At 36.2% G+C, this 17295-nt stretch carries 11 protein-coding genes and 2 pseudogenes; 5 read left to right on the top strand and 8 right to left on the bottom strand.

Annotated features, from left to right (window positions below; all coding sequences use genetic code 11):
• Positions 1-66: 66 nt before the first annotated feature.
• The 6 genes and pseudogenes from ON07_RS10630 to ON07_RS15270 all read right to left on the bottom strand — a co-directional run bounded on the left by ON07_RS10630 (position 67) and on the right by ON07_RS15270 (position 9350).
• The gene (locus ON07_RS10630) at positions 67-1896 is read right to left on the bottom strand and encodes a DUF885 domain-containing protein (protein ID WP_010231111.1); all 1830 of its coding nucleotides are present in this window, start codon (positions 1894-1896) and stop codon (positions 67-69) included.
• A 205-nt stretch (positions 1897-2101) separates the two neighbouring features.
• On the bottom strand, positions 2102-3955 hold the full coding sequence (locus tag ON07_RS10625) for a CocE/NonD family hydrolase (protein ID WP_010231109.1): 1854 nt from the start codon (positions 3953-3955) through the stop codon (positions 2102-2104).
• Between the two features lie 164 nt (positions 3956-4119).
• Positions 4120-6120: a protein-disulfide reductase DsbD family protein gene (locus ON07_RS10620; protein WP_010231107.1), complete on the bottom strand. Its 2001-nt coding sequence runs from the start codon at positions 6118-6120 to the stop codon at positions 4120-4122.
• Positions 6117-7430 carry a tRNA lysidine(34) synthetase TilS gene (tilS, locus tag ON07_RS10615; RefSeq protein WP_010231105.1) on the bottom strand — a complete coding sequence of 438 codons (1314 nt, stop codon included), beginning with the start codon at positions 7428-7430 and terminating at the stop codon, positions 6117-6119. Before tilS ends, ON07_RS10620 begins: the two co-directional genes overlap by 4 nt.
• A gap of 80 nt (positions 7431-7510) precedes the next feature.
• Positions 7511-8814, bottom strand: a pseudogene (pabB, locus tag ON07_RS15275) (aminodeoxychorismate synthase component I).
• Between the two features lie 122 nt (positions 8815-8936).
• The gene (locus tag ON07_RS15270) at positions 8937-9350 is read right to left on the bottom strand and encodes an NADPH-dependent FMN reductase (protein ID WP_010231102.1); all 414 of its coding nucleotides are present in this window, start codon (positions 9348-9350) and stop codon (positions 8937-8939) included.
• A gap of 164 nt (positions 9351-9514) precedes the next feature.
• Between ON07_RS15270 and ON07_RS10600 the strand changes: the two genes are divergently transcribed.
• Positions 9515-10864 carry a DEAD/DEAH box helicase gene (locus ON07_RS10600; RefSeq protein ID WP_010231101.1) on the top strand — a complete coding sequence of 450 codons (1350 nt, stop codon included), beginning with the start codon at positions 9515-9517 and terminating at the stop codon, positions 10862-10864.
• A 28-nt stretch (positions 10865-10892) separates the two neighbouring features.
• A complete protein-coding gene (locus ON07_RS10595) occupies positions 10893-11780 on the top strand; it encodes an aldose 1-epimerase family protein (protein WP_010231099.1) in 888 nt (295 codons plus the stop codon).
• A 617-nt stretch (positions 11781-12397) separates the two neighbouring features.
• Here ON07_RS10595 and lpdA read toward each other — a convergent pair.
• Both lpdA and ON07_RS10585 read right to left on the bottom strand, forming a co-directional pair.
• Positions 12398-13801, bottom strand: a complete 1404-nt coding sequence (gene lpdA, locus ON07_RS10590; RefSeq protein WP_010231098.1) for a dihydrolipoyl dehydrogenase — start codon at positions 13799-13801, stop codon at positions 12398-12400.
• 99 nt (positions 13802-13900) lie between these two features.
• A complete protein-coding gene (locus ON07_RS10585) occupies positions 13901-14359 on the bottom strand; it encodes an Lrp/AsnC family transcriptional regulator (protein WP_010231097.1) in 459 nt (152 codons plus the stop codon).
• 159 nt (positions 14360-14518) lie between these two features.
• Here ON07_RS10585 and ON07_RS10580 point away from each other — a divergent pair, with 159 nt between their 5' ends.
• The 3 genes and pseudogenes from ON07_RS10580 to ON07_RS10570 form a co-directional block, all read left to right on the top strand.
• Positions 14519-15736, top strand: a complete 1218-nt coding sequence (locus ON07_RS10580; protein WP_010231094.1) for an aminotransferase class I/II-fold pyridoxal phosphate-dependent enzyme — start codon at positions 14519-14521, stop codon at positions 15734-15736.
• A gap of 95 nt (positions 15737-15831) precedes the next feature.
• A pseudogene (gene deoC, locus ON07_RS15265) lies at positions 15832-16492 on the top strand (deoxyribose-phosphate aldolase).
• A gap of 215 nt (positions 16493-16707) precedes the next feature.
• On the top strand, positions 16708-17295 hold a 588-nt coding region (locus ON07_RS10570), incomplete at its 3' end, for a Na+/H+ antiporter NhaC family protein (protein ID WP_010231089.1).

Here is a 17295-nt window from a genome sequence, read left to right as displayed (position 1 = left end):
GCCATGAATTTTCAAATTGATGGCTTTTTGATTCTTAATACTGAAATTGTATTATATGCAGTACAACTATGTTGTTTTCTTAGACTGCACCCATTCTTGTATCATTTCTTCCAAAATATTCAGCGGCACGGCACCATTGGTAAGAACTACATCATGAAATTCCCTGATATCGAAATCATCACCTAATTGTACCTTAGCTTCTTCTCTTAGCTCAACGATCTTGTTCATCCCAATTTTATAGGCAGTGGCCTGTCCAGGCATCACGATATGTCTCTCTACCATTTTTACGCAATCACTTTCTGCATTTGGAGTATTGTCTTTATAATAAGCAATCCCTTCTTCTCTAGTCCATTTTTTAGCATGGATTCCGGTATCCACTACCAATCGGCAAGATCTCCAAAGTTCCATTGCCAAACGTCCAAAATCTGAATAAGGATCTTTATAGAACCCAATTTCTTTTGGCACCAATTCACTATATAATCCCCAACCTTCAACATAGGCCGTATAAAAAGAGAATTTTCTGAACATAGGAATACTATCCAATTCTTGTGCAATTGCTATTTGCATATGGTGCCCAGGAATTCCCTCATGAAAAGCCAAGGCTTCCATCTGATAGATTGGCATTGCCTCCATGTCATATAAATTCGCATAATATGTTCCCGGTCTGGAACCATCGATTGCCGGAGCTTGATAAAAAGCCTTTCCGGCACTCTTTTCCCTAAATGCTTCCACAGCTTTTACTACAATATCTGCCTCAGGCTTGGTGATGAAAAGGTCATCTAACTTCCCTTTCATCTTATTTATTAGCCCGGTAGCTTCAGCTAAATAACGTTTTTTACCTTCAGGAGTATTTGCATAATAAAACTGCTTATCTGTTCTCATAAACTCAAAGAAATCCTGTAAGGAACCTTTAAATCCGGTAGCTTTCATGATCTCTTCCATTTCGCCATGGATTCGAGCAACTTCACTCAATCCAATCTCATGGATTTCATTTGCCTTTAAGTTTGTGGTAGTGATTCTTTTAAGCCTATTGTTATAATAATCTTCTCCTTTAGGAAATTTCCAGGCGCCATGATCTGTTGTGGCACGCTGTTGCTGATCTTCCAAGGTGGTAATTAAACTCTCATAAGCTTCTCTAACAGAAGTATTCAAGGCATTTTCAGCTTTATTAATAAGCTTCAAGTGCTCTGCTTCTGATAATTTCAAACCTTTAACTTTCGATTTCAAATCTTCTAAAAGTGCACTGGCTTCCTTAGAATTGGTAAAAGGTCTTCCTTTTAAAACATTCCGAGAATCGTCGATTACCTTTTCAAAAACAAATTTTGGAGGTAAGATCCCATTTTGTTCTCTCACCTTTAATCCCTCTACAATTTGCTCCATCGCCTTTGGAAACCCATTCAATCTTTCAATATAAGCTTCAGCATCTGCAACAGAATCTATTCGGTGCATATTGATTAAGAATGCCGGTAACTCTGCATGATACCCGTGCATCTGGTTGATAGGGTAATTATAAAATCTATAATCGTAATCTGCTACTTCTTCTTTCAGGCCTTGCTTAGCCAGTCGGTAGCTTAATTTGGTTTGCTCATCTAAGGAAACATCATCTACCTTTTCAATAAATTCCAATCGCTTTTTTGCTTTCTCCAGATCATCTGCATACTTCTGAGTAGAAAAATCATCCCATTTCCCATAGTCTGTTTTTCTTCCCAAACGAGTTTGCATCATCGGAGAATCTGCAACATCTTTTTCAAATTCAACTTCGAAATAATCGTTCAAATCCTTAGAGTTTTTCGCAATTTCTTCTGAAGATAATACTTGATCTTTTTTGTCGTCTTCACAGGCAATTACAATGCTTAGTAAAGCCATTGCAATTATTCCTTTAAATATGTTTTTCATTTATTCATTTTTGATTGTCCGTAAAGTATCATAAACCCATAAAGAAGGTCACCCTGTTTTAAACGTCAGAAGTTTAAGAATTTCATAACAATATATAAATTAATACATTTTGAGACCCTGAAATAAATTCAGGGTGACGCAGTAATAATTTTAACACAACACGAATTTGTACTAATCGCTTTATTTATAACAAATTCTCAATCAATTATTCTTTAAGCATAGAAAACTCGATTGTAGAATCTCCATATACAGTATGAGTTTGTTTTTTGAAATCTCCTTCTTCAGCCTTGAAAATATTAGGAACAAATGTCTGCGGATTAAGATCTATTAAAGGAAACCAAGTGCTTTGTACCTGAATTTGTAATTTATGACCCTTCTTAAAAGTATGGTTAATGTCCTGTAACGTAATGTCAACTGAAGTTTTCTCACCAGCCTTGAATGGCTCCGGATTCTCAAAACTATTTCTAAAACGTCCTCTCATTACCTCGCTACGCACCATCATATGATAATTGCTCATTTTCAAATATTCCTGAGTTTCCTCGGTATCTTCAGCATCTGGAGGATACACATCTATAACTTTCACGATCCAATCTGCATCGGTTCCGGTCGTTGCAACATGTAAATGTGCTTCAATAGCACCTACCAAACTCATATCCTCTTCTAAAACAGAAGTTTCATAAACCAATACATCTGGTCTTCTTGCAGAGAATCGCTGATCATCTGTCATATATTTTCTTGGTGTAAATACCATCTTGATATCTTCTGAATAAGGAACCGGTTTTTTAGGATCGCTTATAAAAGTTTGGTTTTCTTCTGAAGCAGTTTCTGATAACTCTTGATCAGCACCTAAAAACCATGTTTTCTTAACGGTTTCTTTTGGAGGCCATTGCTCGAAGCTATCCCATTTCATATTTCCGGTATCAAAAACATAAGCTTCTGGTAATCCAGATTCTTTAGTTCCGGATCCTTTTAAGAAATGATTGAAGAATTTAGTTTCGATATCTTTTTGATAATTTTTAGAGATATCATCTCCAAAATATACGTTTCCAATCGCTTGTCTTTTCGAATCTCTCGCCCAATCTCCGTGACTCCATGGTCCAAAAACCATCGTATTGTAATTATCGCTTTTTGCCTCAATATTTTTATAAGATTCAAATGGACCATACAAATCTTCAGCATCAAATAATCCTCCTACAACCATCACTGCCGGTTTGATGTCTTTCAAATGTTGAATCAATCCTCTGGACTTCCAGAATTCATCGTAGCTAGAATGCTCTTTTAACTGAGTCCAGAAAACATTGTCTTCTTTATAATATTTATCCAAATTACTTAACGGACCGTTATCCAAGAAAAATTGATATTGATCCTGAGTTCCCAACTCTGGGAATTTGTACCAAGCAGAATCTGTAGGTTTTGTTTTTTCATATCCAAAAACGGCAGTAGCTCTCCAATAACTCAGCAAATAAGCACCATTATGATGGAAATCATCGAAGAAAAAATCTCCAATTCCCGCCTGTGGAGAAACAGCTTTTAAAGCCGGGTGCGCATCTAAAAGAGAGTATAAGGCATAGTATCCAGGATATGAGATTCCCCAAGTTCCTACTTTCCCCGAATTATTTTTTACATTCTTCACCAACCAGTCTATGGTTTCGTAAGTATCGCTAGCTTCATCTACTTGTTTCCCTTTTTTCTTCGGAATATATGCCCGCATATTATCGTACACCCCTTCGCTCATCCATCTTCCTCGTACATCTTGATATACAATGATGTTTCCTTCTTTCATCAAGTATTCATTAGGCCCTATTTTAGATCTAAACTGATCTTTTCCATATGGTCTAGAACTATATGGAGTTCGTTGTAATAAAATTGGATATTTCTTAGAAGTATCCTTCGGAGAATAGATGGTGGTATGCAATTTTATACCATCGCGCATCGTGATCTCAACTTCCTGTTTTGTATAATTATCGGCTACTTGATATTCGTCTTCAGCTTGAGAAAATACTGAAAGGGATAGAAAAAGGCTTATTATAAAAATAAGCGGGGAATGGGTTAATTTCATAGAAATAAAATTTAGCGGTCATGTCTTTCCTATACTCAAATAATTCGATATTTCAGGATATGGAATTGACCTTTTTGTTAAATGCCCATTATGGGCTTTCATATTTAAAGCTTTAAAAACCTAAAGATAGAAATTAACTGACTAACCTCGAAAAATTTAGATTTCTACTCTTTTTCCCTTTTTTGAAGTCCTTGCTGCAACCATTCTAGATATTCTTTAGAGTCTGGAGTATACCCAATTGGCGGATTAAGTAAATTTAAATCAGTATCTAAAAGCACATAAAACGGCTGTGAATTATTCTGAAAATTCACTGTCTGGAATGTAGCCCATTTATCACCAATAGTCTTGATCTTTTTGATGCTTCCATTAGCCCGAACATACTTAAATTGTTCATGTTCCGGTAATTTTTCACGATCATCCACGTATAAGGAAACCAGAATATAATCGTTCTTCAACACCTCATATACCTCCGGATTACTCCAAACTTGTTCTTCCATTTTTCGACAGTTCACACAAGCCCAACCTGTAAAATCTATGATGATTGGCTTATTCTCCTGCTTTGCGATCTCCAATCCCTTTTCCCAACTCTTATAAGCCTTAAGTCCTAAAGGGCCTTGGGTGTCTTTCTCATAAACACTGTAGAATAATGGCGGTGGGAATCCGCTTAAAAGTTTAAGGTTTGCAAATCCGGAATTTGTTAATCCCGGGAAAAGATAGAGAACAAAAATGAAGGTAAGCGCTCCAAAACCGAATCTAGATTTTGTTAGTTTCTTTTTAGGCCCATCATGAGGAAACCGTATAATTCCGAATAAATATAGCATCAATCCCAGTCCTACTAAGATCCAGATTCCAATAAAAATCTCTCTTTTTAAAAGACCCCAATGTTCAACCAAATCTGCATTAGAAAGAAATTTAAAGGCGAGTGCTAATTCTATAAATCCAAGAACCACTTTTACGGTATTTAACCAGCCGCCGCTTTTAGGTAAAGAATTCAACCAGTTAGGGAATAAGGCAAATAATGCAAAGGGCAAGGCCAAAGCAAGACCAAAACCACCCATTCCGAAGGAAAGCTGCATTGCGCCTCCATTGCTACTTAAAGATCCTCCTAGAAGTGAACCCAAGATAGGTCCTGTACAAGAAAACGAAACCAAAGCTAAAGTAAGCGCCATAAAAAAGATGCCTACCACACCTCCGATACTGGAGGCTTTATCGTCCATTTTACTGCTCCATGAACTTGGTAAAGTGATCTCGTAGTACCCAAAAAATGAGAATGCGAATACTATAAAAATGACAAAGAAAACAATGTTTAAAGTGACGTTTGTAGATATATTATTTAGGATTTCCGGAGCTAGACTATCTAAAAGATGGAAAGGAACACTCAATAATAAGTAAATCAAAAATATAAATAGGCCATAGAGAATGGCATTTACTAGTCCCTTTTTTCGACTTTTTGCGCCCTTGGTAAAAAATGAAACCGTCAAAGGAATCATAGGAAATACGCAAGGAGTTAATAAAGCGATCAGTCCACCTAAAAAACCTAATAGAAAAATGGTCATAAAACCATCTTTTTCCTCACCTTCCGGTTTGTATTTTTCCCAGCCCTTCATCTCCAAACTAAGAGCTTCAGTTTTCTCTAGATCTATTGGAGTTATTTCTTCATTTGCATAGCCCTTTGTCGTTTTATTCGCTGCTACAGAAATCTGAAACGGAACGATATCTGGAGGTAAACACATTTCATCATTACAAACCATAAACTCTACCTCAACCTCAATAATCGCGTCAGGATCAATAACTTTTATAGTCTGAAAAAACTCTGCTTTATCGTCAAAATATTTAATCTCCATTCCAAATACCTCATCATAATACGTAGGTACATTAGGTTCTGATGTTTCTCCAATTAACTCGTAGGTAGAACTAGAATTATTAAAGGTAAAACTTGTAGCAATTGGCCCTCCTTCTGGTACATCTTGTGCATACAAATGCCAACCCTTATCCAAATTCGCGGTAAATTTTAGCTTATAAATACTATCATTTTCCTTTTCCAAATGAGAGTCCCAAGAAATAGGTTCTACAATTTGTGCATCTTCATCTGAAGAAGTGAAAACCTGAGAAAATAAAGTGATAGGGAATATTAATAAAAGGAGCAGTGACCAGAAATATTTCATAAAGAATAGGTGATTTTTAATATTTTTTGAGAAGGATCTGTAATGGCAAATCTATTATCTGCACGCTGATTTATAACCCATACAATATCTTCATTAGAACACAGCAACCAGCTATTTTCCTTCTCGGGCAAAGATAATTTATTGTCTTTAAAAAAGTCGCTTAACTTTTTCTTTCCTTTCATGCCAAAAGGGTAAAAGAAATCTCCCTTCTGCCATTTTCGTAAAATCAAGGGGTATTGAAGCAATTCTTTATTTACATAGATGCTGTTTGGGGTATCATTGGCTATTTTATCTACCTCAGAAATAGTGAATCTACCAACTGGCAACATAATTATTTGCTCTCCTTCCCTTATCCCATATTTCTGAGTCTTTTCTTCTGAAGGGATCTCGGTTAAAAGTAAGACTTCTCTATCCTTTATTAATCTATGTGTTTCAGAAAGGACCATTTTCCCGGTTTGCGCATCCAAAAGTTGATACACGTCATTCCATTCAGAAAAGCCGAAGGTTTTAAGTAATTGATATAAAACTGCTTTTGGATTCGGCAGTTTCTTCAAATAATCCACTTTTAGCTCATATCCATACACGTTCTTAGCAACAATTTCAGGATAGATCAAGCTTATATAATCTTCAACCAAATTTGAAGTTTCTGTAAGATGCGATTGCGTATTCTGAAAACTCTCCAACAACTGCGGATTCAACTCTTCTAAAATTGGAATAATATCATGACGAATTTTATTCCGAAGGTATTTATTGGAAGCATTGCTACTATCTTCTCTCCAAATAATTTTATGATCGTTCGCATATGTTTCGATCTCTTTTCTAGAAAAAGAAAGCAAAGGTCTAACAACCGAATTATTTACGGCTTTAATCCCGGTAAAACCTTCTAATCCGCTTCCTCGAACCAGATTGATTAAAAAAGTCTCCAGATTGTCATTCGCATGATGTGCAGTTAACACATAATCGAACTTCATAGCAGCACTTAGCTCTTCAAACCAATGATACCTTAATTCTCTGGCTGCCATTTGGATGGAAATTTTGGCCTCTTCAGCAAAAGTTGGAGTATCGAAATTTTCTATAAAAACTTCACAATTCAGCCTTTCAGCTAAATCCAAAACAAACTCCTCATCGGCATCACTTTCTTCAGCCCGAAGGTTAAAATTACAATGGGCAATGGAAAAATTCAATTTAGCCAGTTTACAGAGATGAGCCAAAACCACGCTATCTACTCCTCCACTTATTGCCAGTAATAATTTGCCTTGGCATAAAAAAGGGAATTCAGATTTCAGGTGATTTTTGAAGGCTTTTTCCATAAGATTCAAAGATAAGAAATAAGCCCGTTTTAAGACTTGGCAAAAAAAGAACTTTTAAGGGATTCCCAGCCAAGCGGATTTTAAGATTGTAGTGCCTCTAGCATCGCCTTCGCTTTTAACTGGCATTCTTCATATTCCTGCTCGGGAATAGATTTAGAAGTAATTGCACCTCCAACCGAAAATGACACATATTTGGAGCTTGCGTTATAGAGAATACTCCTTATTACTACATTAAAATCGAAATCTCCTTCTGGAGTAAAATAGCCAACTGCTCCACTGTATAAGCCACGTTTGCTTTCTTCTAGTTCATCAATAATCTTCATTGCAGAGATCTTTGGTGCACCGGTCATGCTTCCCATGGGAAACGTGGCTTGTAACACCTCTACCGGGGTTGTGCCCACTTCAAGTTCTGCTGAAATAGTTGAAATTAACTGATGAACCTGCTTAAAAGAATACACTTTACATAGTTCGTCCACGTGAACACTTCCCTTTTTAGCGACTCTGGAAATATCGTTACGCACCAAATCTACGATCATCACATTTTCTGAAAGCTCTTTTGGATCTTTCGCCAGCATTTCTATGATCTTCTCATCCTCTTCTTCGGTTTCGGCTCTTCGGGCAGTTCCTTTTATGGGTTGAGAAATCACTTTATTGCCATCCTTTTTTATATACCGCTCCGGAGATGCCGAAAGCAGATAATAATCTTCTAATTTTAGAAATGAAGCAAACGGTGGGGAAGAAATTTCATTTAGATTCTGAAACACTTTTGCGGGATCTATAGTTCTTTTCTCCGCATAATATTCCTGACAAAAGTTGCTTCATAAATATCGCCTCGATGAATATGCTCCAACATTTCTGAAACTTTCGCTAGATATTCTTCTTTTGAAATCCGTGCTTGGATAGGTGTTGCTTCATTTTTTTCTTCAGAAGAAATAGTTTTCGAGTCTAAGCCTAGTTGAAGAATTTCTTTATAATCTGAAGCGATTTCATCCTCTACTATGTTCAAATAACGAAACTCAACCTTCTCCTTCCCAACCAGAATCAATTTTTGAGGCTGAAAAAAATAGAGATCAGGAAAATTCAATCCATCGAAATTCTTGGAACTCAAATTCTCTAGATCATTTTTAAGATCGTAAGAAAGATATCCAAAAATCCAATCTTTGGTGGTATCTTGATATTCTTTCAATTGCTCGAAAGCACCGTGATAATCTGTTTTTAAGGCGGTAAAAGCTTCTACAGCCAATACGGCTTCAAAATTAGAACTTGTTTGAGGATAGTTATTACTATCCAGCCAAGCAATTTCATAGAATTGGGAACTCCATTGAAAAAGCTTCTGTTTAAATGTTGTTGGATCTTCTAATAAAAATTCTGTAGTAGTACGCACTTAGATTTCAATTTCATGCGCAAAGGTAGTCAAGACATCTTCAATGCCCATATTCAAAACCTCATTTTGAATGGCATCATCGGCAAAATTGTCGTTGAAAGAAGGAAAACTAAAACTTTCTATTACTTGCCCTCCAAACCTTGGTAAAATTCCTTTGGTATATTCCAACGAAGATGCTGCACACGTGCTCCGGGAGAAGTACTCACCAATAATATTTTTTTATCTTCTAAAAAATTGCGGTCCAACCTTGAAAGCCAATCCAGAATATTCTTAAAAAATGATGAAACGGCTCCATTATGTTCGTTTACAGAGATCATCAAGGCGTCATGTTCAGCAATCAAGTTTTTAATTACTTGTATATCTAAAGGAAAGCCATTGGTGTTTTGCTTATCTACACTAAACATTGGGATATCATACTCCGATAAACGTACAACCTTAATATCATGCCCGTGGATTCTATTGGCAATATGCGCAATGAATTGATGATTGATAGAAGTACTGCTATTGGAGCCCGCAAAGGCTAAAATCTTTTTCATAATGGGTATTTCAAGATTCTCAAAAATACCTAAATTATCGGGAACCTTTAAAAATGAATTGCGTTAAAAATCTGTTTATTATCCGTTATGGCTATTTCCATAAGTTTTTTATCTTATTCCTTAGTTGCAAAACATATCTTTGCAGCTAATTAAAACAAACTCAAGTGACTTTTCAGGATCTTAATTTAAATACTCCTCTTTTAAACGCGTTAGAAGATTTAAAATTCGACACGCCTACACCTATCCAAGAACAGGCATTTTCTTCAATCATGTCCGGGAAAGATGTAGTTGGGATTGCGCAAACGGGAACAGGAAAAACATTTGCTTATATGTTGCCTATTCTTAGAATGCTTAAGTATTCTGAACAAAAAAATCCAAGAGTTTTAGTTTTAGTACCAACCCGAGAATTGGTAGTGCAGGTACGTGAAGAAATTGAAAAATTAACTGCCTACATGAATACCCGCAGTACAGGGATTTATGGAGGAACAAATATAAACACGCAACATTCCGATTTGCTTCAGGGATTGGATATTATAGTTGCTACTCCCGGAAGGTTGTACGATCTTATTTTACGCCGTGCAGTACAAATGAAATCTATTCAGAAATTAGTGATAGATGAAGTAGATGTAATGTTGGATTTGGGTTTTAGATTTCAGATTAACAACATCATTGAATTGCTTCCGCAGAATAGGCAGAATATTATGTTCTCTGCAACGATGACTGAAGCTGTGGAAGAAATTATAGATATCAGCTTTAAACAACCAGTAAAAATATCTGTTGCAATTAGTGGAACTCCCCTTGACAATATAGAGCAAAGAGGTTATAAAATTCCGAATTTTCATACGAAGGTTAACTTCCTGAGAGATCTCTTAAAGGATAAAGAAACCTATACCAAAGTACTAATTTTTGTTGCCTATAAGCGTTTAGCAGACAGGCTTTTTGAAAGTTTAGCTGAAGAATTCCAAGATGAATGTACGGTGATTCACTCTAATAAATCTCAAAATTATAGACTGCGAAGTATCAAGCAATTTGGAGAGGGCTTTAGTAGAATACTCGTTGCTACAGATGTGATGGCTCGTGGATTGGATATAGAAAATGTGTCTCACGTAATTAATTTTGACACTCCGGAATATCCTGAAAATTATATGCACCGAATTGGTAGAACCGGGCGTGCAGAAAAAGAAGGGATCTCTTTTCTTTTAACTACTGAAAAAGAAGAGGACAATTTAGAGAAGATTGAAAATCTTATGAATATGAAGGTGCCTCAATTCGAGTTGCCGGAAAACATAGAAATCTCTACGGTGCTTATCCCAGAGGAGCAACCAAAAGTTTTTGAGATAAACAATCCGCAGAAAAGACGTGATGAAGATGCACCGGGACCTGCTTTTCATGAAAAAAGTGAGAAAAACAGCAAGGAAAATTTAGGAGGATCATACAGGCGGGAGATTGCTAAAAAATATAAAAAGCCTCAAACTCGAGGAGATAAAGGTGCAAATAGACGCCATAAAAAATAGTTTTTCCTAAACTTGATAATTCGATTATATGAAAAATGTGGCAATACATAGGTTGGAGAACGAATTATTAAGTGTAGGCATCAAATCTATAGGTGCAGAACTTTGTAGTATTACAAACAACTTAACCGGAACCGAACATATCTGGCAAGGCGATCCTGCATTTTGGGAAAGCCATGCTCCTAATCTATTCCCGATTATTGGTGCACTCAAAAATGATACTTACATTTTTGAAGGAAACACTTTTCACATGCCTAAACATGGCTTTTTTAGAAATAATGAGGCTGTAATTCTAAAGAGCAAAGCTAGCGATCGATTAGCTTTTAGTCTGAAATATTCAAATGATACTTTAAAAGTTTATCCTTTTAAATTTGAAGTAGAGATCAGTTTTACTTTAAAAGGAAAATCATTAGCGGTAAAACATCAAGTTTTCAATCTGGATACCAAGGAAATTTATTTTTCCATTGGTGGGCATCCGGCTTTTAATGCGCCTCTTTTCCCTGGGGAAACCTATGAAGATTGCTATCTGGAATTTGACCAAAAAATGGATTTAGAAACAGCAGTTTTATCTAAGGATGGCTTAATCACTAATGTTTCAGAAACAGTGCTTCAAGATGAAAATAAGATCCATTTAAAAAAGGACCTTTTTGATAATGATGCATTGATCTTCCAAAATATCCCTTCTAAAAAAGTGAGTCTGAATAGTAAGCATACCGGAAAGATTTTAAGCCTAGACTATTCTGATTTTGAAAATTTAGGGATTTGGGCGAAACCCAATGCACCTTATGTGTGCATAGAACCTTGGTTAGGAATCGCAGATCTGGAAGATACCGATCAGAATTTTAAAACAAAAAAAGGCATTAATAAATTAATGCCTACTCAAAGTTTTCACGCTACCTACACCATCGAGATAGCTTAAAATTTATCTTTTAACTTTTGTTTTTCTTCTTAGCAGCTTTAGCAGCACGCTTCTCTTTTAAACTCAACACAGGTTCTTTCTTTGCTGAATTTTTTGAAGGGGATTTTTCTTTAGCCATGATTTCTTTTTATTAAGAATTATACCTTAAAAGTATGGAAAGTTTTAATAGGTTGTACCACAAATTTCTGAAGTCATCATTTTTTAAAAGATTGTCAAGTTGTCCCGACGCTTCGGGAGTTTCAGCTTCTATCCAGATTTGAACTTCTGCACAGCACAAGATCCTGAAATAAATTCAGGATGACGGGGTTTGTCTTTCCTGATAATGTCAGTCTGAGCCTGTCGAAGACTCTTTAGAATATTTAAACCCACTTCCAATTATAAGCACACTTCGACAAGCTCAGTGTGACAACACAAGCTCGTGTGACAAAAATTAAATACTAAAAATATCTATAAAAAGAAAAATGTCAGGCTGAGCTTGTCGAAGCCTCTTTACAGTAACAAAGCACACTTCGACAAGCTCAGTGTGACAATTGAAGTATGTCAATATATAATAGAAAAATCCCCAAAGGTCTAAAACCGATGGGAATTTTTTATTTTAAAATGGGTCTAAGACCTCCTTAGATATGCATTGCGCGATCGTTAGCCGCAAGTGCTGCTTCCTTCATTGCTTCTGCATAGGTTGGATGTGCATGACTCATTCTTGCAATGTCTTCAGCAGAAGCTCTAAACTCCATTGCTGTGACCGCTTCAGTAATAAGATCGGCAACACGAGCTCCAATCATATGTACTCCTAACACTTCATCGGTTTTGGCATCGGTTAAGATCTTCACAAATCCATCGGTATCTCCACTAGCACGAGATCTTCCTAATGCTCTCATCGGAAATTTTCCTTCTTTATAATCTACTCCTGCTTCCTTTAATTCCTCTTCAGTTTTACCAACTGCAGAAACTTCCGGCCATGTATAAACAACACCGGGAATTAAATTATAATTAATATGTGGCTTTTGTCCCGCGATCAATTCAGCAACCATAGTTCCTTCTTCTTCCGCTTTGTGCGCTAGCATAGCACCACGAACAACATCTCCAATTGCATAAATATTCTTCACATTGGTTTGTAAATGATCGTTCACGGCTATCATTCCGCGTTCTCCCATTTTCACACCTGCAGCTTCCACATTTAAACCATCTGTAAAGGGTCTACGGCCCACAGAAACCAAGCAATAATCTGCTTTGAATTCCACTTCGTTTCCTTTCTTATCATCTGCCTTAATAGTGATCTCATCGCCATTACGCTCTACAGATTTCACTTTATGGCTCGCATTGATCTTCATTCCCTGCTTCTTAAGCACTTTATTAAGTTCTTTAGAAAGAGCCGAATCCATTGTTGGGATAATTCTATCCATAAATTCAACAACGGTCACTTCAGATCCAAGTCTTTTATAAACTTGCCCTAATTCCAAACCTATTACTCCACCTCCAATAACAACCATGTGTTTTGGAATTTCCTTCAGCTTCAAAGCTTCAGTAGAAGTAATTATACGCTCTTTATCTAAGTTGATAAATGGCAAATTAGAAGGCTTAGATCCTGTAGCAATAATAGTATGTTTTGCTTCTAAGGTTTCTTGGCCACCTTCAGTTTTATCTACCAATATATGAGAAGCATCTTTAAAAGAACCAACCCCTTCAAAAACATCGATCTTATTTTTATCCATCAGGTATTTAACTCCGTCGCACGTCTGAGAAACCACAGAAGATTTTCTACTCATCATTTGCTCTAAATTCACCTTTACTTCTCCAGAGATCTCAATTCCATGCTCTTCAAAATGCTTCACAGCATCATCGTAATGGTGCGAAGAATCCAATAATGCTTTACTTGGGATACAACCTACATTTAAGCAAGTTCCTCCTAAAGTGGAATATTTCTCAATGATCGCAGTTTTCATTCCTAATTGTGCGCAGCGTATGGCAGCCACGTAACCTCCGGGCCCAGATCCAATTATTACTACATCATATGTACTCATAAATATGTTTTTAATGTTTTGGTAAAAATCGATTACAAAACTACGACTATTCTGCGCAATGACCAATCTGGAAATATGCGGTTTTCGGAATTCTAGCTCTTATAAAGCAATGGCCGTGGTGCTTTTCACCGGACTAATGATAAATGTGCTTTGGGTGCTACCTATATGTTCCAGATTGGTAAGTTTATTTAAAAGGAACTCTCTGTAAGCTTCCATATCCTTAACTAGAATTTTCAAAATATAATCGTATTCCCCACTTACATGATAGCATTCCAATACCTCCTGTAATTTCGCGACCTCATCTTCAAATTTAATGACATAAGTTTTAGAGTGCTGCACCAATTTTATCTGGCAAAAAACCATAAATGATTTTTCTACCTGTTCCGGTTTTACCAATGCCACATAACCACTAATTACATTATTGCGCTCCAATCTTTTTATACGCTCGAAAATAGCAGTAACGGAAAGGTTTAATTCTGTAGACAACTTCTTATTGGTAATCTTGCTATCGCTTTGCAGTTTTTGAAGGATCTTTTTATCGATATTATCTAAGGCCATGCTGAAAAATTTTCGGTTTTAAAAGCTGAAAATAATAAAATTTAAATTATTATTCTAAATAGGTGATTTTTTATAGTTATAAAAACTGAATTTAATGTGTTGCATTGACTAATATTCTACTATACATTAGTTTTATATAAATCTAACAACACAGCTATCATGAAATACAAACCAGCAAATCATATTCAAGACCTTCAATATTTTGGTGAATTTGGAGGAGTAAATCCTTCAATTTCCGATTCTTCCACATACACTTTTCTTTCTGCAAAAACCATGTTTGATACCTTTGAAGGAAATCAAGATGGTTGCTATTTATATTCAAGACATTCTACACCTTCTAATCTATATTTAGGGGAAGCCTTAGCTGCCATGGAAGGAACCGAAACTGCAAACGTAGCAGCCTCCGGAATGGGCGCTATTACTGCTGCTCTTTTACAACTTTGCAAAGCAGATGATCATATTGTTTCCAGTAGAACTATATATGGGGGAACTTATGCGTTTCTTAAGAATTTTGCGCCAAGATTAAATATCCAGACTAGTTTTGTGGATATTACAAAACTAGAAACGGTAGAAGCAGCTATCATACCAAACACTAAGGTTTTATACTGCGAGTCGGTAAGTAATCCATTACTGGAAGTGGCAGATATTGCAGGGCTTTCAAAGATTGCAAAGAAACACGGACTAACTCTGGTAGTAGATAACACCTTTTCTCCACTTTCTATCACTCCAACCGAATTGGGAGCAGATGTGGTAATTCACAGCTTGACAAAATTTATAAACGGAAGTAGCGATACCGTAGGTGGAGTTACTTGTGGAACCCAAGAATTCATCAACTCGTTGCGCAGTGTGATAGATGGAGCAAATATGTTGTTAGGGCCAACGATGGATAGTTTACGAGCTGCCTCTATTTTAAAGAACATGAGAACCTTGCACATTCGTATGAAACAACACAGTAAAAATGCCATGTTCTTAGCTGAAAAATTTGAGAAAGATGGCTTTAGAACGGTGTATCCGGGTTTACCTTCTCACCCAAGTCATGAATTATTTAAGTCTATGATGAATGAAGATTACGGATTTGGAGGAATGCTTACCATAGATGTGGGGAGTTTGGATAAGGCCAATGAATTGATGGAATTAATGCAAGAACGAAATCTTGGATACTTGGCAGTGAGCTTAGGTTTTTATAAAACTTTGTTCAGTGCACCAGGAACATCTACTTCTTCTGAAATACCTGTACAAGAGCAACTAGAAATGGGGCTCTCAGATGGGCTTATTAGATTCTCTATAGGATTGGATAACGATATTGAACGTACCTATAAAATGATGAAGGATTGTATGGAAACTGTTGGTTTACTACAAAACATAAGCGCGAACTAAGAGTTTTTAACTTTTTATAATTATGTCTGATAGAATGAATTTTCTAACAGGCATTTTTTTATGGATAAGTTTTATCTTAGAACTTTATAAAAAATATGAAACCAATCAATTCTTATATAGATCACACCTTACTTAAATCTACCGCGACCATAGACGATATCCTCACTTTATGTGAAGAGGCAAAAACTCATGATTTCTTCTCGGTATGTATTAATGGTTGCTATATACATTTAGCTGAAGAGCTCTTGCGAGATTCTAGTGTAAAAATATGCTCGGTAATTGGATTTCCATTAGGAACAAGTTCTTCCAGATCTAAAATATATGAAGCAGAAGATGCAGTTGCATATGGTGCCGATGAAATAGATATGGTAATGAACCTTGGTCTTCTTAAATCCGGAAAATTAAATTTAGTAGAAACAGAGATCGCATCGATTAAAAATATAATTGGACGGAAACTTTTAAAGGTTATTATAGAGACATGTTATCTCTCTTCAGAAGAAATAAGTATTGCGAGCAAAATTGTAGAAAGTGCCGGTGCAGACTTTGTAAAAACCTCAACCGGCTTCGGAACTAAAGGTGCTACTTTAGAAGGAGTTTCAGAAATAAAAAAAAGTGATCTCTCCAAATATGAGAATCAAAGCCTCGGGTGGCATTAGAGATTTTATAACTGCAAAGGCATATATAGATCTTGGAGCAGCTCGAATTGGTACCTCCTCTGGAATAGCCATTCTAAATGGTGAAAAGAGTTTATTGTAAACTTTTATATTCACTAAGCTCGTGGATTTCAAAAATCATTTTCTTCAGAATAAAACTTCTGCTATTACAATCTTCAAACTAAGATTTTGTATTCCTTAGTTATCTCTATGGTCACTCAATTAAAAGCTATCCTCCTTCAGAAAATTCCTATAAAATATTTGGGTTGCAAAATATGTGTTAAAATCGTAACATTACGAACCGAAAAATAAATCTTAATGGAAGGCAATACCAATCACCAAGAAAATGACCCACTAATTGTAAATAGAGAACTGAATATTTGGGAAGCACTTATACCGGTAATTTGTTTAATTGGAATGCTTGCTTTTAACGTTTATGTTTTTGGAGATGATGCGCTAAGTGGTTCAAATCAGTTTATTCTTCTATTAGGAGGTGCTATTGCGGCAATCGTTGGGATTCTGAATAAAGTAAAATTCAGCACCATGATAGACGAGGTTGCCAATAACGTACAGAGTACTGCCGGCGCGATTCTGATCTTGTTGATGGTTGGATCCCTTGCGGGAACCTGGATGGTAAGCGGAATTATTCCCACCATGATCTATTATGGCTTACAAATATTAAATCCCACTATTTTCTTACCGGCCTGTGTTATTATTTGTGCTATCATTTCTGTTGCTACAGGAAGTAGCTGGACAACATCTGCTACAGTTGGTATTGCTTTAATTGGAATAGCAAATGCACTGGATATTTCGGTTGGAATGACTGCCGGAGCAATTTTATCTGGAGCTTATTTTGGAGATAAAATTTCACCTTTAAGTGATACCACCAACCTTGCACCTGCAATG

Source organism: Gillisia marina (assembly GCF_000258765.1).
Classification (GTDB): domain Bacteria; phylum Bacteroidota; class Bacteroidia; order Flavobacteriales; family Flavobacteriaceae; genus Gillisia; species Gillisia marina.
The sequence above is the reverse complement of the archived record's forward strand: the minus strand, read 5'-3'. Positions and strand labels throughout refer to the sequence as shown.